This is a genomic window from Acidimicrobiales bacterium (assembly GCA_035540975.1).
GTDB lineage: Bacteria > Actinomycetota > Acidimicrobiia > Acidimicrobiales.
The window spans coordinates 1-19,157 of the sequence record DATLFN010000136.1; the positions used below are offsets into that span (position 1 = coordinate 1).

Here is a 19,157-nt window from a genome sequence, read left to right on the forward strand (position 1 = left end):
GTCCTCAAGGGACATGCACAGAACGGCGCTCGAAGCGCTTCTACGAGGCGACCTTCCCCGGCCACCATCGTTGACCGCGCGGCATCGTGAGGTCAATGCAAGAAAGTCCTTGACACCGGAGGGTGGATAGGGAATCACTGCTCCGGCCCCCACACGACGAACACGGGATTCTCGGCGGCCAGCCGCAGGCCGCCGACGGGCAACCGCTCGCCCCTGGCCACGCCGACCTGGACCAGCGACCCGAGCCGGTCGGCGGCCGCCGCGGCCCGGTCGAGGGCGGCATAGGTGGCCACCACCCGGCCGGCCGGCCGCAGGCGGGCGACGACGGCGTCGAGCACGTGGATCCCACCGCCGCCGACGAAGGCCCGGTCCGGGTCGGGCAGGTCGCCGAGCGCGCTCGGCGCCTCGCCCTCGGTGACGGTGACGTGCACGCCGTGGGCGGCGGCGTTGGCGCGGATCCGGCCGGCGTCGTCCGGCCGGCGTTCGACGGCGTGGACGCGCAGGCAGGGGCGGACGCGAGCGCATTCGACGGCCACGCTGCCGCTGCCGGCGCCGACGTCCCACACCACCCCGTCGGGGGGCAGGGCGAGCTTGGCGAGGACGACGGCACGAACCTCGGACTTGGTGATCATCCCGTCCCGGTGTTCGAAGGCGTCCTCCGGCAGGCCCCACCCCGGCGACGGGTGCGCAGCGACGCCGTCACCGGCCAGGAGCACCACCACCGACAGCGGATCCCACGTCCCCGCGGCCAGGCCGTCGAGGTCGGTCCGGGTGACGGACTCCGCGTCCAGACCCAGCCGCGAGCACACGGCCACCCGTCGTGGGCCCACACCGAGGCCGAGCAGCGCCTTGCCCAGCGCCTCGGGCGGGTCGTCGGGAGACACCAGCACCGCCACCTTGGCCGGGCCGGCGGCCAGGCGCACGGCGGCGTCGAAAGGGCGGCCGTGGGCCGACACGACGGTGGCGTCGTCCCACGGGAGGCCCAACCGGGCGAACGCCAACGACACGGCCGACGGCGCCGGGTGCACGTCGAGCGCCTGGGGGCCGAAGCGGGCGGCCAGCGCCCGCACGATCCCGAAGAAGCCGGGGTCGCCCGAGGCCAGCACGCACACCGGCCCGGCGCTGGCGGCCACCGCGTCGAGCACGCCGATGACGTCGCCCTCGATGGCCGCCGTGGCGACACCGGGCGGGGCCAGGGCCAGGTGTCGGCGGCCGCCGACGACCAGGGCGGCGGCGCCGAGGGCATGGCGCGCCGCCGGCGCAAGCCCGGCAGCGTCCTGGCCCCAGAGGCCGACCACGGCGATGGGCGCCCGCTCAGGCACGGGCCACCACCGCCTCGCCGTCGAAGTCGACCATGACGACCTCGACGGCCAGGGTTCCCCCGGCGTGGGCTTCGCACGCGGCCCGGGCCCGGAGGCAGAGCACCTCGAGGGCGCCGACGCTGCCTTCAGCCACGCACACCTCGAAGAAGTGCCGGGCGGTGGCGGTGGCGGTGGCAGCCTCCACCACCGCGGGTGGGGCGCCCGAGCCCAGGGCCGCCTCCCGCAACACGGAGCCGTCGACCTGGGAGCGGTGGAAGTGGGTCATCATTACCCCGGCGGCCAGCTTGGCGATCTTGCCGGCCATGCCCACGAACAGGACCCGCCCGATCCCCGCAGCCACTGCCCGGCGGAGGGCGATGCCGGTGAAATCCCCCACCTCCACGATGGCGACCTCGGGAAGGTCGGGGCGCAGCCGCACCGCGGCCCACTCGGACCGGCTGCCGGTGGCCAGGGCGAGGTCCTGCACGCCCTGGGCGGCGGCCACGTCGATCTGCTGCACGACCGAAGCCCGGTAGGCGGCGGTGGAGAACGGCCGCACCACGCCGGTGGTGCCGAGGATGGAGATGCCGCCGACGATGCCGAGTCGGGTGTTGGTCGTCCTGGCGGCCATGTCGCCTCCGCCCGGCACCGAGAACGTAACGCAGAGCGGGCCCGGCGTCACCTCGGCGAGGGCGGCCAGGATCATCCGGCGGGGCACCGGGTTGATGGCCGGGGCACCGACGGGGAGGCCGAGGCCGGGCATGGTGACCGTGCCCACCCCGGGGCCGGCGTGCAGCTCGGTCGGCCCACTCGAGGCCGGCTCCACCAGCGCCGTCACGCGGGCGCCGTCCGTGCAGTCGGGGTCGTCACCCGCGTCCTTCACCACCACGCACCGGTTCGGGCCTTCCGGGCCGGGCTCGGCGCCGAAGCGCACCCGCCGCCCATCGGGCAGGGCCACCTCGACCTCGTGCTGGGCCACGCCGGTGAGGAGGCCCAGGGCCGCCGCCTTGGCCGCCGCGCTGGCGCAGGTTCCCGTCGTCCACCCCGTGCGCAGGCCCTTGGTGCGACCCGCCACGTCGGGGGAGAGGGGTGGTTCGGTGGTCATCACGTGCGGGCGGCCCGGCCCTCGGTCGACCCCGACGCCGAGCGGCGCCGGAACATGTGCGCCCACTCGGGCGAGTACAGGTGGCTGCGGGGCGCGGCGCCGGCCAGCGCCGGGCCGACCAGCACCATGACGGTCGTGGTGGCGCCCGTGGCGGCCAGGTCGGCGGCCAATCGGCCGACCGTGGTCGTCACCACCCGCTCGTCCGGCCAGGAGGCCCGCACCACGATGGCGGCCGGCGTGTCGGGCGCGTAAGCCGAGCCGGCGGCCAGGAGGGCGTCCTGCAGCTCGGCGGGACGGGCTGCCGACAAGAACACGGCCATCGTGGCCCCGCTGGCGGCGAACGACGCCACCGACTCGCGCGCCGGCATCGACGCCGCCGTCCGCCCGGCCAGACGGGTGAGCACCACGCTCTGGGCCACCTCCGGGACGGTCAGCTCGCGGCGCACGGCGGCGGCGGCGGCGGACACCGACGTTACCCCGGGGACGATCTCGAAGTCGCGCCCCGACGCCAGGCACCAGTCGATCTGCTCCTGGATGGCGCCGTAGACCGAGGGGTCTCCGGAGTGGAGGCGCACCACGGACGCGCCGGGATCGGTCGCCTCGTAGACGGCCAGCACGTCCTCCAGCGTCATCACCTTGGAGTCGTGGATGCGGGCGCCAGGCCGGCAGTGCCCGAGCACCTCCCCGGGCACCAGCGACGATGCCCAGACCACGACCTCGGCGCCGGCCAGGCGGTCGCGGCCCCGCAGGGTGATCAGGTCTGCGGCGCCGGGACCGGCACCGACGAAGGAGATCACGCCCCACCCTCCGCCCGTGCCGGGGGGACGATCACCGTGGCCAGGTAGGCGGCCGGGCGGGCGGCGGCGTCCGCCACCGCGCCCACGCGCTGGCCGGGGAGGCCGAGCAGCTCGCCGAACACGGCCCCGTCCAGGCGGCCGGCCCGGGCCAGCCGCTCGGCGATGGCCGGCAGGTGACGGCCCCCCTTGTACACGACGAGTGCGGCGTCCGTATCGGCCAGGGCGGCGTGGAGCGGCCCGGGCCCGTCGGCCGCGCTCACCACGGCCAGGCGCTCGGCGCCGTCGACGACCACGACCCCGGCGCGCGCCGCGAGGTCCTGGAAGGCCATGATCCCGGCCACCGTCTCCACCGCCGTGCCCGGCCGGAGCCGCTGCACGGCCGAGGCCAGGTGGTGGAACGTGCTGTAGATGTTCGGGTCGCCGAGGGTGACGAAGGCGACCCGCTGGCCGGCCGCCAGGCACTCCACCACCCGGGCGGCGGCGAGGTCGTGGGCGCCGGCGCGGGTGGCGGCATCCCCGTTGACGGCGAAGACCACCCGCTCGACGGCGATGGCCGGGTCGGCCCCGCGCACGATCGACTCGGCCCGGCCGACGGCGTCGACAGCCAGGGAGGGCGCGAAGACGCGATCGGCCTCCCGCAGCACGCGCAGGGCCCGCAGGGTGAGCAGCTCGGGGTCGCCAGGCCCAACACCCACGCCGACGAGCACCGCTGGGGTCATGGGGTTGGATGGACGGGAGCTGATGACCGCAGCACCCCGTTCTGGCTTCCCGGCGGGCCGGGATCACAGTGGCGCTCAGGAGCGCCGCGCCGGACTCGCACCGGCTTGGGTCACGCGGGAGCGGCCAGCATAGACCCGGGCGGCCTCGACGAACCGGGCCGCCGGTGCCGGGTCTGCGCCCAGGTGGAGGTGCAGATAGCCGGCGAACAGCGAGAGCCCGGCGAACCCGGCCCGGCCCCGGCCGAAGCGGGAGGCCACCTCGACCGCGTCGCCGGGCGGATCGACGGCGGAGTAGTGGAACTCGTGTCCCCGCACCTCGGCGCCGGCGACGACGACCGGGTTGTCGACCCGGGGCGTGGCCCGGCGGTAGCCGAGGGTGAGACGGTCGGTCATGCGGGCGTCGGCCGGCACCACGCCCGCCAGCCGGTGGCCGTCGAGCGAGCGGGCCAGCCACACCAGGCCGCCGCATTCGGCCCAGGTGACGAGACCGTGGCGACAGCGGGCGGCGACGTCGTCGAGCAGTGGCCGGTTGGCGGACAGAGCCTCGGCGAACACCTCGGGGAAACCGCCGCCGGCGTAGAGCCCGGCGCACCCCTCCGGCAGCGATGCGTCGACGATGGGGTCGACGGCGATCAACTCGGCTCCGGCCGCCTCCAGGGCTTCGAGGTTGTCGCGGTAGGCGAAGGTGAACGCCGGCCCGGCGGCCACGGCCACCCGCACCCGGAGCCCGCCTGCCGGCGGGTCCGGCAGCGGCGGGTCGCGCACCTCGCTGCTGGGCGCGGTCGCGGCGAGCGCCTCGAATGCGCCGAGGTCGCAGGACGCGTCGATGGCATCCGCCAGGGCGTCGAGGGAGCGGGCCACCTCGTCGCGGTGCTCGGCCACCGGCACCAGCCCCAGGTGGCGGTCACGCCATGCCCAGGCGGGGTCGCGCCGCAGCACGCCGAGCACGGGAACGCCGAGCGGCCCGAGCGCCTCCCGCAGCATCACCTCGTGGCCGTCGCTGCCGACGCGGTTGAGCACCACGCCGGCCAGGCGCAGGCGCGGGTCGAAGGTGGCGAAGCCGTGGACGAGGGCGGCGACGGACCCGCTCATCGACGACGCGTCGACGACCAGCACCACCGGCGCGTCGAGCAGGCGGGCCACCTGCGCCGTGCTCGCCGTCCCCCCGTCGTCGGCGGCGCCGTCGAACAGGCCCATCACGCCCTCGACGATCAGCAGCTCGGCGCCGCGTCCCGCCCGCCCGGCGAGGGCGGAGACGGCCTCAGCGCCGCAGATCCAGGCGTCCAGGTTGCGGCCGGGCCGGCCGGTGGCCAGGGCGTGGTAGCCGGGGTCGATGAAGTCCGGTCCGACCTTGGCCGCCGCCACCCGCACGCCGCGGCGCCGGAAGGCGGCCATCAGCCCGGTGGCCACGGTGGTCTTGCCCACACCCGACGACGTGCCCGCCACCACCAGCCGGGGCGGCAACAAGGCGGTCACACCCTCACCGCGCCACCGACGTCAGTACTCGATGCCCTTGATGGCCTTGATGCCCGAGTCGAAGGCGTGCTTGACCTTGCGCATCTCGGTGACGGTGTCGGCCACCTCGACCAGTTCGGGGGCGGCGTCGCGGCCGGTCATGACCACGTTGGTCTTCGGCGAACGGTCCCGCACCGCATCGGCCACCTCGTCGGCCGCCACCCAGCCGTACTTCACGGCGTAGGTGACCTCGTCGAGGATGAGCAGCCGGTGCTCGCCCGAGGCCAGCTTGGCCTTGGCCACCTCCCAGGCGTGGCGGCCCTTGGCCGCCGTCTCGTCGAGATCGGTCGACTCCCAGGTGAACCCGTCGCCGAGGACGTGCCACTCGATTCCCAGCGTGTCGGCCAGCTTGCGCTCGCCCGTCTTCCACTTGCCGCCCTTGATGAACTGCACCACGGCCACGTTCCAGCCCCGGGCCCACCCCCGGCCCATCACCCCGAAGGCGGCGGACGACTTCCCCTTGCCGTGCCCGGTGTTCAACAGCACGACCGATTCGGCGCGGGCCCCCATGCACGGCACGCTACCGGCCAATACAGTGGGCGCCGTAGCGCAGGGAACCCGGTGTGAGTCCGGGGCTGTCCCGCAACTGTGACCGGGAAGCCGAACCCGACATGGCCACGGCCCGAGAGGGCGGGAAGGCCGGGTGAGGCGTCGATCCGGGAGCCAGGAGACCTGCCTGCCCGAGGGCACTCGGTCGACGCGAGGACGGACAGCCATCATGGACATGCAGCTACGGGTGCGCCGGGAGGGCGGGCGGAACCTGGCGGTGCTGGTGTGGCGTTTCGACGCCGCGGTGCGCGCCATCTCCACCGCCCCGCACGGGGGCGGGCTGGGGCCGCGGCGGTGGGTGGTCAACGCCGAGGTGCCGGCCAGCTACGCCCGCCGCGACCCGGGCGACCACCTGGCCAGGCTCGGCGTGTCGCTCGGCCTGCCCGGGCGGGGTGTCGGCCTGTTGACCGCAGCGGACGTGTCGGCCCGCACCACGGGCTGGGACGGGGGCGTCGAGGCCACCGCCACCGTCGGCCTCGGGCACCCCGTGCTGGCCGCCGCCCCCGACGAGGTGGGCCGGCCGTCGCTGGTCGGCACCATCAACCTGGTGGTGGCCCTCCCCGAGCGCATGGCCGACGCCGCCCTGGTCAACCTGGTGGCCACCGCCACGGAGGCCAAGGTCCAGGCCCTGCGCGACGCCGGCCTGCACGCCACGGGCACGGCCACCGACGCCGTGTGCGTGCTGTGCCCCGAGGACGGGCGGGCCCACGACTTCGGCGGGCCCCGATCGGCGTGGGGGGCACGCGCCGCCCGGGCCGTCTACACGGCCGTCGCCGCCGGGGCGCGGCCATGATCACCCTGGTGCTCGGCGGGGCCCGCTCGGGGAAGTCCGAGGTGGCCGAACGTGCGGCCGCGGCGGCCGGTGACGCCGTCACCTACGTGGCCACCTACGTGGCCACCGGCACGGCCACCGACGCCGAGATGGCCGCCCGCATCGAGGAGCACCGCCGTCGCCGGCCGGCGGGGTGGACGACGGTGGAGAGCGGCCCCGACCTGGCCGGTGCGCTGGTGGTGGCGACGGGGACGGTCCTGGTCGACGCCCTGGGCACCTGGCTGGCGCAGTTCGAAGACGTGGCCGTGGACACCGATGCGCTGTGCGCCGCCCTGGCCGGTCGCCGAGGGGACACGGTGGTCGTGAGCGACGAGGTCGGCCTCGGCGTCCACCCGTCCACCGAGGTCGGCCGGTGCTTCCGGGACGCGCTGGGGACGCTCAACCGCCGTGTGGCCGACGTGGCCGACGAGGTGGTGCTGGTGGTGGCCGGCCGGGTGCTGCGCCTGGACCGGACGTGAGCGGTGCCGGGGTGAGCGGTGCCGGGGTGAGCGGTGCGCGGTCCGCACTCGGGTTCCTCACCGTGATCGGCGGGGCGGAGGCCCCCTCGCCCTGCGCCCTGCCCTGGTTCCCGGTGGTGGGCGCCGGCCTGGGGGCGGCACTGGGGCTGGTGTGGATGGGCGCCGCCCACCTCTGGCCGGCTCCGGTCGCCGCCGCCGTGGTGATCGCCGTCGACCTCGCCCTGACCGGGCTGCTGCACGTCGATGGGCTGGCCGACAGCGGCGACGGCCTGCTTCCCCACCTCGACCGACAACGGCGCCTGGCCGTCATGGGCGAGCCGGACGTGGGCGCCTTCGGGATGGCCGTGGTGGCGGCCGTGCTGTTGCTGCGCGTCGCCGCCCTCGGCGCCCTCGCCGCGTCGGTACCGTTGCTCGCCGGGCTGTGGTGCCTCTCCCGCAGTGCGATGGCACTTGCCATCGCCACCCTGCGCTACGCCCGCCCCGAGGGCCTGGCCTCCGGCTTCGCCCGCTCGGGTGGGGCGGTGGCCGGTGGCGTCGGGCTGGCCGCCGCCGCCGGGCTGGCCGCCTGGTGGCGGATCGGGCCCGGGCTGGCGGCCGTCGCCGGTGGCCTGCTGGGGGCCGGTGCCGTGCTCTGGCTGGCTGACCGGCGCCTCGGTGGCTACACCGGCGACGTGCTGGGCGCGGCCGGGATGGTGGCCGAGACGCTCGGCCTGCTCGTGGCGTCGGCCCGCTGGTGACTACCCGGGCCCTCGCCGTGGCCGGCGGGCTGGCGGCCGACGCGCTGTTCGGAGAACCTCCGGCGCGGTCGCACCCGGTACGCGCGTTCGGCTCCATCATGCGCATCGCCGAGCGCCGGCTCTACCGCGACTCCCGGGTGGATGGGGTGGCCCACGCCGGCCTCGGGGTGGCGCTGGCCGTCGGCACCGCTGCGGTGGTGCGGTCCACCGCGGTAACCACCTATTTCGCCGTCGCCGGCAGGGCGCTCGGCGATACCGCCCTCGAGGTGGCGCGGGCGTTGGAGGACGGCGACCTCGATCGGGGCCGGGCCCTTCTGCCCGCCCTCGTCGGACGCGACCCCACCGGGCTGGACGAGGCCGAGATCGCCCGCGCCGTCGTCGAGTCGGTGGCCGAGAACACCGTCGACGCGGTAGTGGCGCCCGCCTTCTGGGCCGTCGCCCTGGGAGCCCCCGGCGCCCTCGGCTACCGGGCCGTCAACACCCTCGACGCCATGGTGGGGCACCGCGGCGACCGCTACGGCAGCTACGGGTGGGCAAGCGCCCGCCTGGACGACGCCGCCAACCTCGTGCCGGCGCGCCTGACGGCGGCGCTGGTGGCCGGCGCCCGCCCCCGGCGGGCCGGCGAGGTGTGGCACACGGTCCACCGGGACGCCCGTGGCCATCCCTCGCCCAACTCCGGCGTGGCCGAAGCGGCGTTCGCCGCCGCCCTCGGGGTCCGCCTCGGCGGGACCAACCGGTACGGCGACCGCCACGAGGTCCGGCCGTTCCTCGGCCGCGGCCGCCCGGCGGCGCCGGCCGACATCGCCCGATGCGTCCAGCTCTCCCGCCACGTCACCATCCTCTTTGCTGCCCTGTTGGTCGGCGGCGGCCTCGTGTGGACGTCCCGGTGAGCGCTGTCCTCCGCGCCGCCATGCCCCCGCCCGGGCCCCACGGCGGCGACGGCGCCCGGCTGGCCGCGGCCCTGGGCGTGGCCCCGGGCGAAGTACTCGACCTGTCGGCCAGCCTCAACCCGGCGGCTCCCGACCCCGGGCCCGTGGTGGCCCGCCACCTCGACGCCCTCGGCCGCTATCCCGACCCGGCCGCCGCCACCACTGCACTGGCCGGCGCCATCGGCGTCGATCCACGCCAGGTGCTCCTCACCAACGGCGGGGCCGAAGCCATCGCGCTGGTGGCGGCGGAGTTGGGGGGCCACGTCGTCGAGCCCGAGTTCGCCCTCCACCCGCGCGGCGCGGGCGAACCCCGATGGCGGTCGAACCCCCACAGCCCGACCGGGCGGCTGGCCGCAGGCGACGAGGTCGCCGGGGTCTGGGACGAGGCCTTCTACGCGCTGGCAACCGGCCGCTGGACTCGCGGTGACGCGGAGCACGGCGCGGTGGTGGTCGGCTCGCTCACCAAGCTCTTCGCCTGCCCGGGCCTGCGCCTCGGCTACGTGCTGGGCCCCGAAGGCGACCTCGTCGACCGGCTCCGGCACCGCCAGCCCCACTGGTCGGTGAACGGCCTGGCCGCGGCGGCACTGCCCGATCTCCTGGAAGGGGCCGATCTGGCAGGCTGGGCGGCCGCCGTCGCCCGCCTGCGGGCCGACCTCACCGGCCTGCTCGCCGACCACGGCCTCGACCCCCTGCCCTCCGACGCCAACTGGGTGCTGTGCGCCCGGGCCGGCGGGCTCCGGGCGCGCCTGGCGCCCCACGCTGTGCTGGTGCGCGACTGCGCCACCTTCGGCCTGACCGGCCACGCCCGAGTCGCCGTCCCTGACCACGCCGGCCTCGATCGCCTCGCCGCCGCCCTGGAGGCGACGGCATGAGGGCGACGGCATGAGAGGCGGGTTGATGGTGTGCGGCACCACCAGCGACGCCGGTAAGAGCCACGTCGTCACCGGCCTGTGCCGACTGCTGGCCCGGCGGGGCGTGAAGGTCGCCCCCTTCAAGGCCCAGAACATGGCCCTCAACTCCTATGTCACCCCGAGCGGTCACGAGATCGGCCGGGCCCAGGGCGTGCAGGCGCTGGCTGCCGGCGCCGAGCCCGAGGTGGCCATGAACCCGATCCTGCTCAAGCCCACGGGGGAGCGCACCAGCCAGGTGGTGGTGCTCGGTCGCCCCGCCGGGCACCTCAGTGCCGTCGAGTACCACGACCGCAAGCCGGAGCTGCTGGCCACCGTGCTCGACTGCCTGGCCGACCTTCGCTTCCGATTCGACGTGGTCGTGGCCGAGGGCGCCGGCAGCCCGGCCGAGATCAACCTGTTGGACCACGACATCGTGAACCTGCGGGTGGCGGCCGAGGCCGGCCTCCCCGCCATCGTGGTGGGCGACATCGACCGTGGCGGCGTGTTCGCCGCCCTCCACGGCACCGTCGCCCTCCTCCCGGAGCACTACCGCCGGCTGGTGGGCGGGTTCGTGATCAACAAGTTCCGGGGCGACCCGGCCCTCCTGGGCGACGGCCTGGCCGAGCTGGAGCGGCGCTGCGGCGTGCCCACGCTCGGCGTGCTGCCCTTCGTGCACGGCGTGGCCCTCGACGCCGAGGACTCCCTCGCCCTGGCCGGCCACCGCCCGGCGCCCGACCGCCCGGCGGTGGCCGACAGCCTCGACGTGGCCGCCGTCGCCTTCCCCCGCCTGTCCAACTTCACCGACCTCGACGCCCTGGCCATCGAGCCGGGCGTCGGCGTCCGCCTGGTCGACTCGCCCGCCGCCCTCGGCGACCCCGACCTGGTGATCCTCCCCGGCACCAAGGCCACCGTCGCCGACCTCGACTGGCTGCGGGGGCGCGGGCTCGACCTGGGCATCGCCGCCTGCCGGGAGCGGGGCGCGCTCGTGCTCGGCATCTGCGGCGGCTACCAGATGCTCGGGCGCACCATCTCCGACGAGGACCAGGTGGAGTCGGGCCGGGGCGAGGTGGCCGGCCTCGGCTGGCTCGACGTGGCCACCACCTTCGGGCCCGACAAGGTCACCCGCCAGCGGCGGGGCACGGCCATGGGCCGTCACGCAACCGGCTACGAGATCCACCACGGGATCACGAGCCGGGGCGACGGTGCCGCGCCGTGGGTGCACCTCGACGACGTGCACGGCACGGACGAGGACGGGGCGGTCGACCTCGGCGACGCCGGCGTCCTCGGCACCACCCTCCACGGCCTGTTCGAGCAGGACGGCTTCCGGGCCACGTTTCTCACCGAGGTCGGGCGCCGCCGTTCCAAGACCTTCGTGCCCGCCGGCGTCTCCTTCCCGGCCGCCCGCGAGGCGCAGTTCGACCGCCTGGCCGACCTGCTCGAGGCCCACCTCGACCTCGCCGCCCTCTTCTCCCTCGTCGAAAGCGGCTCCCCGTGATCCTCGTCCTCACCAACGCCGACACCGAGATCCTGGCCCTTCGCTCGATCGTGGAAGCCCTGCCCGGCGGCTTCCCCGCCGTCCGGGCGGCCAACCCGGCCACCCTCGACCGGCCGCCGCCGCTCGACGGCGTGGAGGCGGTACTGGTGCGCCTCCTCGGGGGTCGCCGCGCCTGGGAGAGCCCCCTCGACGAGCTGCGCCGCCGGTGCGTGGCCGAAGGCATCCCCCTCTTGGCCTTCGGGGGCGAGGCGGTGCCCGACGCCGAGCTGGCCGGTCTGTCGACGGTGCCGGGCGGCACCCTGGCCCAGGCGTTCGCCTATCTGGTGCACGGCGGGCTCGACAACATCGAGCACCTGCTGCGCTTCGCGGCCGACACCGTCCTGCGCCACGGCTTCGGGTTCGAGGCGCCGCGGCCGGTCCCGTCCGAGGGCGTGCTGGGCGAGGGCGACGGGGCCGCACGGCCCGTCGACCCGTCGCGGCCGACCGTCGCCATCGTGTTCTACCGGGCCCATCTGCTGGCCGGGAACACCACCTTCGTCACCGACCTGGCCACCGCCGTCGAGGCCCGCGGCGCCAACGCCCTCCCGGTGTGGTGCTACTCGCTGCGCCCGGATGGCGACGGGCGGGTGCGGGCCCTCGAGCTGCTGGCCGAGCGGGGGGTCGACGCGGTGATCACCACCGTGCTGGCCATGGGCTCGACCCGCGGCGAGGAGTGGGATGCCTCCGCACTGGCCGCCCTCGACGTGCCCGTCGTCCAGGCCATAGCGTCCACGGGGACCTCGGCGGCGTGGGAGGCGGGCAGCGCCGGCCTGGCGCCGGTCGACGTGGCCATGCAGGTGGCCATCCCCGAGTTCGACGGCCGCATCGTCGCCGTGCCGTTCTCGTTCAAGGAGACGGTGGACGACGCCGACGTCCTCGGCGCCCCCGTCACCGCCTACCGCACCCGGCCCGACCGGGTGGGCCGCGTGGCCGGCCTGGCGGTGCGGCAGGCGTCGCTGCGGCGGACCCCGGCGGGCGAGCGGCGCGTCGCCGTCGTCTTGTCCGCCTACCCCACCAAGCGCAGCCGGGTCGGCAACGCGGTGGCCCTCGACACCCCGACCAGCGTGGTCGCCCTGCTGCACTCGCTGCGCGACCGGGGGTACCGGGTCGACCGCATACCGGTTGACGGCGACGCCCTCATGGCCGAGCTGCTCGACGGGTTCGTCTACGACAACGACTGGCTCACCGAGGCCCAGTTGGCCCAGGCACCCGGCCGCTGGCCGGCCGGTCGCTACGCGGCCTGGTTCGCCACCCTGCCGGCGGCGACGCAGGGGGATCTCACGGCTGCGTGGGGCGACCCGCCCGGCTCCGTCCACCTCGACGCCGCCACCGACGAGCTCGTCTTCCCCGGCATCGACCTCGGCCACGTGCTGGTCACCGTGCAGCCGCCGCGCGGCTTCGGCGAGAACCCGATCGCCATCTACCACTCGCCCGACCTCGCCCCGACCCACCACTACCTGGCCTTCTACCGCTGGCTCGACGACGGCTGGGGGGCCGACGCCGTGGTCCACGCCGGAAAGCACGGGACCCTGGAATGGCTGCCGGGCAAGGGCCTCGGCCTGTCCGCCGGGTGCTACCCCGACGCCGCCCTCGGCGACATGCCCCTCGTCTACCCCTTCGTGGTGAACGACCCCGGCGAGGGGACCCAGGCCAAGCGTCGGGCCCACGCCGTCATCGTCGACCACCTGCTGCCCCCCATGACCAGGGCCGAGGCCTACGACGACACGGCCCGCCTGGAAGCCCTGCTCGACGAGCACGCCCGGGTGGCCTCGCTCGACCCGGCCAAGCTGCCGGCCATCCGCCGGCGGGTGTGGGACCTGCTGGTCGAGGCCGAGATCCACCGCGACCTCGGGCTGGGCGCCGCCCCCGAGGGCGACGCGTTCGACGACCTCGTGCTCCACGTCGACGGCTACCTGTGCGAGCTCAAGGACGCCCAGATCCGCGGCGGCCTCCACGTGCTGGGCTCCCCTCCGGCGGGAGAGGCGGAGCTGGACCTCGTGCTCGCCCTCACCCGGCTGCCCCAGGGCGCCGTCCCGTCGCTGCGGGCCGAGCTGGCCCCGGACGCGCCGCGGGACGAGGTCGACCGGGCCGAGGCGGACAACCGCGCCGTGCTGGCCGGCCTCCAGACCGCCGGGTGGGCCTACGACGGCGACCACCCGACCCTGCGCTGGGTGTGTGACCGCCTCGTGCCCGCCCTGGCCCGCACCACCGACGAGCTGGCCGGCATCGCCGCCGCCCTCGACGGCCGCTTCGTGCCCGCCGGCCCGAGCGGCGCCCCCACACGGGGGATGGCCCACGTGCTGCCCACCGGCCGCAACTTCTACTCGGTCGACCCCAAGGCCCTGCCGTCGCCGCTGGCCTACGAGGTGGGCACCGCGCTGGCGGACAAGCTGATCGAGCGCCACATGCAAGAGGAGGGCCGCCCGCCCGCCACCGTGGGACTGGTGGTGTGGGGCACGGCGGCCATGCGCACCATGGGCGACGACGTGGCCGAGGCCCTCGCCCTGCTCGGGGTGCGCCCGGTGTGGGCGGCCGAGTCGGGCCGGGTGACCGGCCTGGAGCTGGTGCCTGACGACGAGCTGGGCCGGCCCCGGGTGGACGTGGTGCTGCGCATCTCCGGGTTCTTCCGCGATGCCTTCCCCCACCTCGTCGAGCTGCTCGACGACGCCGTCCGCCTGGCCGGCTTCGGTGACGACCCCCGCATCTTCGGGGCCAAGCCGGGGGCGTACGGCTCGGGCATCCTGCCCCTCCTCGACTCGGGGGACTGGCGCAGCGACGACGACCTGGCCGCCGTCTACGAGGCATGGGGCGGCTTCGCCTACGGCCGGGCTGGGATGGGCGTGCCGGCGGTCGACGCCATGCGCCGGCGCTTCTCGACCATCGAGGTGGCGGTGAAGAACCAGGACAACCGTGAGCACGACATCTTCGACTCCGACGACTACCTCCAGGACCACGGCGGCATGGTGGCGACCATCCGCGCCCTCACCGGCGCCCAGCCCAAGGCGTGGTTCGGCGACTCGGCCGATCCCGCCCGGCCCCGTGTGCGCAGCCTGGCCGAGGAGGCGGCGCGGGTGGTGCGCACCCGGGTGCTCAACCCGAAGTGGATCGGCGCCATGCAGCGCCACGGGTACAAGGGGGCCTTCGAGCTGGCCGCCACCGTCGACTATTTGTTCGGCTACGACGCCACCGCCCAGGTGGTGGAGGACTGGATGTACGAGCGGGTGACGGCCGCCTACGTGGCCGATCCCGAGGTGCGCAAGTTCTTCGAGCTGTCGAACCCGTGGGCGCTGCGCTCGATCGCCGAGAAGCTCCTCGAAGCCGATGAGCGGGGCCTGTGGGACGCGTCGGCCGGGGCGCTGGCCACCCTGCGCGACGCCCTGCTGGAGGCCGAGGGATGGGAGGAGTCGCGATGAGCACGACCGACACGACCGGCGGGTGTGTGCGGTTCCCGTTCAGCGCCGTCGTCGGCCACGACGACGTCAAGCTGGCCCTGCTCCTCAACGCCATGGACCCCCGCATCGGCGGCGTGCTCCTGCGGGGGCAGAAGGGCAGCGCCAAGACCACGCTGGCCCGGGGCCTCGCCACCCTGCTGCCCGGCCGGGCCCCGTTCGTCGAGCTGCCCCTCGGGGCCACCGAGGACCGCCTCATCGGCAGCCTCGACGTGGCCGCCGCCCTCGGGGAGGGCCGCCGCCTCTTCCGGCCCGGACTGCTGGCCGACGTGGACGGCGGCGTGCTCTACGTCGACGAGGTCAACCTCCTGGCCGACCACCTGGTCGACGTGCTCCTCGACGTCGCCGTCAGCGGCGTGAACGTGGTCGAGCGGGAGGGCCTGTCCGAGTCGCACCCGGCCCGGTTCGTGATGGCCGGGTCGATGAACCCCGAGGAGGGCGACCTGCGGCCCCAGCTGCTCGACCGCTTCGGCCTGGCCGTCGACGTGGCCACCAGCGCCGATCCAGACGAGCGGGCCGAGGCGGTGCGCCGGCGCCTCGCCTTCGACGCCGACCCGGCCGCCTTCGCCTCCGCCTGGGCCGGTGAGGAGGACCGCCTGCGGGCCCGCCTGGCCGCCCACCGTCCCGCCGACCTGGCCCCCGGCCTGCTCACCCGCATCTCGGCGCTGTGCGCGTCGGTGGGGGCCGAGGGCCTGCGGGCCGACCTGGTGATCTGCCGGGCAGCCACCGCCCTGGCCGGCTGGGACGGCGAGGCCACCGCCACCGAGGAGCACGTACGGCGAGTCGCCCCCCTGGCACTGGCCCACCGGCGCCGGCGCTCCCCCTTCGACCAGCCCGGCGTCGACCAGCAGGCGATCGACGACGCCCTCCACGACCCCCCGCCAGACCAGCGCGACCCGCGCGACCCGAGCAACGTCGAGAGCCGGGACGGTGGCGGTGACGGCCGTCGCGGCCCGGACGGTGATGGCGCAGCCGGGAGGCGGGCCGAGGCGGACGCCCCGGGCCGGGTGGTCGCCGTGCGGGCGGCCCGGACACGGTCCGACCACGAGGCCGGCGGTCGCCGTTCCACCGTCGAGGGGCCCCGGGGCCGCCTCGTGGGCAGCCGCGTGCCCGGCGGCCCACCGACGTCGGTCGCCGTCGGGGCCACGCTGCGCGCCACCGCCGAACGAGTCGCCGTCGGCGGCGGCCCGGCCGCCACCGAGGCCGGCGACCTGCGCGAGGCGGTGCGCGAGCAGCGGGCCGGCAACCTGCTCGTGCTGACGGTCGACGCCTCCGGCTCGATGGGCGCGGCCCGGCGTATGGAGGCGGTCAAGGGCGCCGTGGTGTCCCTGTTGCTCGACGCCTACCAGCGCCGCGACCGCGTGGCCCTCGTCGCCTTCGGTGGCGAGGGCGCCGAGGTGGTGCTCCGGCCGACCAGCAGCGTCGAGGTCGCCTCGGCGCGGCTGGCCGACGTGGTCACCGGGGGTCGCACCCCGCTGGCCGCCGGGCTCGAGGCCGCCCTCGGTGTGTGCACGGCGGCGGCCGGAGGGGCCCACCGGCCCCTGCTCGTGCTGGTCTCCGACGGCCGGGCCACAGCCGCACCGCCCGGCGCCGACGATCCGTTGGCCGCCGCCCACCGGGTGGCGGCATCCATCGCCTCGCGTGGCCTCGACGCCGTCGTCATCGACGCCGAGGACGGACGGACCCGCCTCGGCCTGGCGCGCGGCCTGGCCGAGGCCATGGGCGCCCGCTACCTCGCCCTGCCCGAGCTGACCACCGGCGCCCTGAGCGGCGCCCTCCAGGCGGTACTGCCATGAAGGCCCTGCTCGACGCCGTCGTGTTCGACATCGGCGGCACCCTCGTCACCGAGGCTGACCCCGGCACCCCCGTCGGTGACCTCGTGGTCGAGGTCCGCCGCGGGGCGGTCGACGACCTGAGCGCCCTGGCCGCCGCCGGCCTCGCCATCGGCGCCGCCACCAACACGGCGGTCATGCCCGAGGCCGAGGTCCGGGCCCTGCTCGTCCCGAGCGGGCTGGCCGATCTCCTGCCGGTCATCGCCACGTCGTCCGACGCCGGCGCCGACAAGCCGGATCCGGCGGTGCTCCATCTCGCCCTCGAGCGCCTCGGCGTCGCCGACCCGGCTCGGGTGCTGTACGTCGGCGACCGCGACATCGACGTCACCGCCGCCGCAGCCGCCGGCATGCCCTTCGCCCCGATCGGCGACGGTCCGGTGATGGCTGCGGTCATGGCGTGGATCGACCGAGTGACCAGCGAGGTCATCGCCGACGCCGTGGTGGCCATCCGGCCGGTCGACGTCGAAGCGGAGCGGGCGGCCACCGAGCTGCAGGACCGGCTGACCAAGCCACGCGGCGCCCTCGGCCGGCTCGAATCCCTCGGCATCCGCCTGGCGGCGCTGGCCGGGGAGGTGCCTCCCCCCGTGCCCCATCCGGCGGCGGTGGCCGTGTTCGCCGGCGACCACGGGGTGCTCGCCCAGGGGGTGACCCAATGGCCCCAGGAGGTCACCGGCCAGATGGTCGCCAACTTCCTGGCCGGCGGCGCGGCAATAAACGTGCTGGCCGGCCAGGTGGGCGCCGAGGTGGTGGTCGTCGACATGGGCGTGGCCGGCATCCTCCCGGCTCACCCCGGGTTGCTCGACCGCAAGGTCCGGGCGGCCACCTGGGACCTGGCGGACGGGCCGGCCATGACGGTGGCCGAGGCCGGCCAGGCGGTGGCCGCCGGCATCGGCGTCGCCCGCCTTCTCGTCGAGCGGGGTGCCCGCTGCCTCGTCACCGGCGACATGGGCATCGGCAACACCACGCCTTCGGCCGCCCTGATCGCCGCCTTCACCGGTCGCCCGGCGGCCGAGGTGACCGGGAGGGGTACCGGAATCGACGACCCGACCCTGGCCCGCAAGGTGGCGGTGATCGAGCGGGCGCTGACCCGGGTGGGCCCCGGCGACGGGCCGCTCGCCGTGCTGGCCGAAGTGGGCGGCTTCGAGATCGCCGGGCTGGCGGGCTTCATCCTCGGTGGCGCGGCGGCCGGGGTGCCGATGGTCACCGACGGCGTGATCGCCATGGCCGCGCTCCTCACCGCCTCCCGCATCGCCCCGACGGTGCTGCCCTGGTGCATCGCCGGGCACCGCTCCGTGGAGCCGGGTGCCACCGTCGCCCTCGCCCACCTCGACCTCGAGCCCCTGCTCGACCTCGGCCTGCGGCTCGGCGAAGGCACCGGCGCCGTGCTGGCCCTGCCCATGGTGCAGGCGGCGGCCCGCATCCTGGGAGGGATGGCCACCTTCGACGCCGCCGGCGTGGTGGAGAAGGAGGGGTGACCTGGCACCGCCCGGGAGGCTCGTCCCTGGGCACGTTGCCGTGCGGGATCCCGCCGCGATGGTGCGCCCGTGATCCGCTGCGGTGAGGGGTGGGCGCCGGGGACCTGCGGAGAGCTGGTGCAGGGCGTCCTTGCCGACGGCACCGAGTTCCAGGTGTCACTGCCCATCGACCGGGGCGCCCGGGTGGTCGTGCACGTCGAGCCAGCCGACCGGTCGGAGGTGCGGGGCCTGCCGGCGTGGTGCACCAAGGCGACCCGCGCCGCCGAGGCTGCGCTGGACGTTCTCGACGTGGGACCGCACCTGGTGCGGGTGGAGCGGTCGAGCGACCTTCCCGTCGCCAAGGGCCTCGGCTCGTCCAGCGCCGACATCGTCGCCACGGCGCGGGCCGTGGCCGCCGCCTTCGGGCGCTCGTTCGCCGCCGACGAGCTCGCTGCACTGGCGGGAGCCATCGAGCCGAGCGACCCGGTGATGCACGAGGGCGTCGTCGCCTCCCGCCGTCGCGGCGGCATCCTCTGCCGCTGGGACTGGTCACCGACGTTCACGGTGGCCGTCCTCGTACCCGTCGCCTATGCGACCACCCCCGCCCGGGCCGCGTCACGTGACCGGCCGGTCGCCGACGACGACCTGCTCCACCTCCTCGAGTCCGGGGTCAGGGACCGCGACCCGGCGCCCTTCGTGGCCGCGGCCCGAACCTCGGCGCGGCGCAGCTCCCGGGCGGCCGACCCGATCGTGGAGCGGACCGCGGCGCACGTCGGGAGGCTCGGCGCGCTGGGGTTGAACGTGGCCCATACGGGTACCGCCACCGGACTGCTGTTCCCGGACACCGGAGCCGGACGGGCGGCGGCGGCGGCGGCCGTCGATGACGCCGTCCTCACCGCCGGCCTAGCGGCCGCCTTCGTGGCCGTCACGCCGGCCCGGTACGCCGTGAGTGGGCTCGCGTGAGCAGGACCGGGCGACACCCGCCGACCTCGACGAGACGATCCACCGCAGTCGCGACGTCCTTCTCGGGTGATCCCGCCGACACTGCGGCGCTCC

General features: G+C 75.8%; 16 protein-coding genes and 1 riboswitch. Of the genes, 10 read left to right on the plus strand and 6 right to left on the minus strand.

The genetic code is table 11. The features are described from left to right. Window positions 1-134: 134 nt before the first annotated feature. The 6 genes from cbiE to cobO all read right to left on the minus strand — a co-directional run bounded on the left by cbiE (window position 135) and on the right by cobO (window position 5,947). Window positions 135-1,322: a precorrin-6y C5,15-methyltransferase (decarboxylating) subunit CbiE gene (gene cbiE, locus VM242_13380; GenBank protein ID HVM06152.1), complete on the minus strand. Its 1,188-nt coding sequence runs from the start codon at window positions 1,320-1,322 to the stop codon at window positions 135-137. Further along, window positions 1,315-2,406, minus strand: a complete 1,092-nt coding sequence (locus VM242_13385; GenBank protein ID HVM06153.1) for a cobalt-precorrin-5B (C(1))-methyltransferase — start codon at window positions 2,404-2,406, stop codon at window positions 1,315-1,317. Before VM242_13385 ends, cbiE begins: the two co-directional genes overlap by 8 nt. Next, window positions 2,406-3,203 (minus strand): precorrin-4 C(11)-methyltransferase, encoded by a 798-nt coding sequence (gene cobM, locus VM242_13390; GenBank protein ID HVM06154.1) that lies wholly within the window; start codon window positions 3,201-3,203, stop codon window positions 2,406-2,408. Before cobM ends, VM242_13385 begins: the two co-directional genes overlap by 1 nt. Then, entirely contained in the window at window positions 3,200-3,922 is a 723-nt protein-coding gene (gene cobI, locus VM242_13395) for a precorrin-2 C(20)-methyltransferase (protein HVM06155.1), read from the minus strand. Before cobI ends, cobM begins: the two co-directional genes overlap by 4 nt. A 75-nt stretch (window positions 3,923-3,997) precedes the next feature. Further along, window positions 3,998-5,398 carry a cobyrinate a,c-diamide synthase gene (locus tag VM242_13400; protein ID HVM06156.1) on the minus strand — a complete coding sequence of 467 codons (1,401 nt, stop codon included), beginning with the start codon at window positions 5,396-5,398 and terminating at the stop codon, window positions 3,998-4,000. A gap of 21 nt (window positions 5,399-5,419) precedes the next feature. Further along, on the minus strand, window positions 5,420-5,947 hold the full coding sequence (gene cobO / locus VM242_13405) for a cob(I)yrinic acid a,c-diamide adenosyltransferase (GenBank protein HVM06157.1): 528 nt from the start codon (window positions 5,945-5,947) through the stop codon (window positions 5,420-5,422). A gap of 10 nt (window positions 5,948-5,957) precedes the next feature. Continuing rightward, window positions 5,958-6,132: riboswitch (cobalamin riboswitch) on the plus strand. 23 nt (window positions 6,133-6,155) lie between these two features. Between cobO and VM242_13410 the strand changes: the two genes are divergently transcribed. The 10 genes from VM242_13410 (at window position 6,156) to VM242_13455 (ending at window position 19,064) form a co-directional block, all read left to right on the plus strand. Next, entirely contained in the window at window positions 6,156-6,779 is a 624-nt protein-coding gene (locus tag VM242_13410; protein HVM06158.1) for an adenosylcobinamide amidohydrolase, read from the plus strand. Continuing rightward, complete coding sequence (locus tag VM242_13415; protein ID HVM06159.1) at window positions 6,776-7,276, plus strand: bifunctional adenosylcobinamide kinase/adenosylcobinamide-phosphate guanylyltransferase; 501 nt, start codon at window positions 6,776-6,778, stop codon at window positions 7,274-7,276. The genes VM242_13410 and VM242_13415 overlap by 4 nt, the downstream gene beginning before the upstream one ends. Window positions 7,277-7,302: 26 nt before the next feature. Next, window positions 7,303-8,013 carry an adenosylcobinamide-GDP ribazoletransferase gene (locus VM242_13420; GenBank protein HVM06160.1) on the plus strand — a complete coding sequence of 237 codons (711 nt, stop codon included), beginning with the start codon at window positions 7,303-7,305 and terminating at the stop codon, window positions 8,011-8,013. Continuing rightward, a complete protein-coding gene (cbiB, locus tag VM242_13425) occupies window positions 8,010-8,903 on the plus strand; it encodes an adenosylcobinamide-phosphate synthase CbiB (GenBank protein HVM06161.1) in 894 nt (297 codons plus the stop codon). Before VM242_13420 ends, cbiB begins: the two co-directional genes overlap by 4 nt. Next, window positions 8,900-9,814, plus strand: coding sequence for an aminotransferase class I/II-fold pyridoxal phosphate-dependent enzyme (locus VM242_13430; GenBank protein ID HVM06162.1), 915 nt, complete (start codon window positions 8,900-8,902; stop codon window positions 9,812-9,814). The genes cbiB and VM242_13430 overlap by 4 nt, the downstream gene beginning before the upstream one ends. 10 nt (window positions 9,815-9,824) lie before the next feature. Beyond that, window positions 9,825-11,327, plus strand: a complete 1,503-nt coding sequence (locus VM242_13435) for a cobyric acid synthase (GenBank protein ID HVM06163.1) — start codon at window positions 9,825-9,827, stop codon at window positions 11,325-11,327. Continuing rightward, window positions 11,324-14,779 carry a cobaltochelatase subunit CobN gene (locus tag VM242_13440; GenBank protein ID HVM06164.1) on the plus strand — a complete coding sequence of 1,152 codons (3,456 nt, stop codon included), beginning with the start codon at window positions 11,324-11,326 and terminating at the stop codon, window positions 14,777-14,779. Before VM242_13435 ends, VM242_13440 begins: the two co-directional genes overlap by 4 nt. After that, a complete protein-coding gene (locus VM242_13445) occupies window positions 14,776-16,611 on the plus strand; it encodes a VWA domain-containing protein (protein HVM06165.1) in 1,836 nt (611 codons plus the stop codon). Before VM242_13440 ends, VM242_13445 begins: the two co-directional genes overlap by 4 nt. Next, window positions 16,608-18,122: a nicotinate-nucleotide--dimethylbenzimidazole phosphoribosyltransferase gene (cobT, locus tag VM242_13450; protein HVM06166.1), complete on the plus strand. Its 1,515-nt coding sequence runs from the start codon at window positions 16,608-16,610 to the stop codon at window positions 18,120-18,122. The genes VM242_13445 and cobT overlap by 4 nt, the downstream gene beginning before the upstream one ends. 69 nt (window positions 18,123-18,191) lie before the next feature. Next, the gene (locus VM242_13455; GenBank protein HVM06167.1) at window positions 18,192-19,064 is read left to right on the plus strand and encodes a hypothetical protein; all 873 of its coding nucleotides are present in this window, start codon (window positions 18,192-18,194) and stop codon (window positions 19,062-19,064) included. Window positions 19,065-19,157 lie beyond the last annotated feature (93 nt).

What these genes read in the sequence shown, in the direction of transcription:
- cobT (HVM06166.1), top strand. Translation starts at nt 16,608, where the DNA reads ATGAAGGCCCTGCTCGACGCCGTCGTGTTCGACATCGGCGGCACCCTC.
- cobO (HVM06157.1), bottom strand. Translation starts at nt 5,947, where the DNA reads ATGGGGGCCCGCGCCGAATCGGTCGTGCTGTTGAACACCGGGCACGGC.
- VM242_13445 (HVM06165.1), top strand. Translation starts at nt 14,776, where the DNA reads ATGAGCACGACCGACACGACCGGCGGGTGTGTGCGGTTCCCGTTCAGC.
- VM242_13410 (HVM06158.1), top strand. Translation starts at nt 6,156, where the DNA reads ATGGACATGCAGCTACGGGTGCGCCGGGAGGGCGGGCGGAACCTGGCG.
- cobI (HVM06155.1), bottom strand. Translation starts at nt 3,922, where the DNA reads ATGACCCCAGCGGTGCTCGTCGGCGTGGGTGTTGGGCCTGGCGACCCC.
- VM242_13415 (HVM06159.1), top strand. Translation starts at nt 6,776, where the DNA reads ATGATCACCCTGGTGCTCGGCGGGGCCCGCTCGGGGAAGTCCGAGGTG.
- VM242_13385 (HVM06153.1), bottom strand. Translation starts at nt 2,406, where the DNA reads ATGACCACCGAACCACCCCTCTCCCCCGACGTGGCGGGTCGCACCAAG.
- VM242_13435 (HVM06163.1), top strand. Translation starts at nt 9,825, where the DNA reads ATGAGAGGCGGGTTGATGGTGTGCGGCACCACCAGCGACGCCGGTAAG.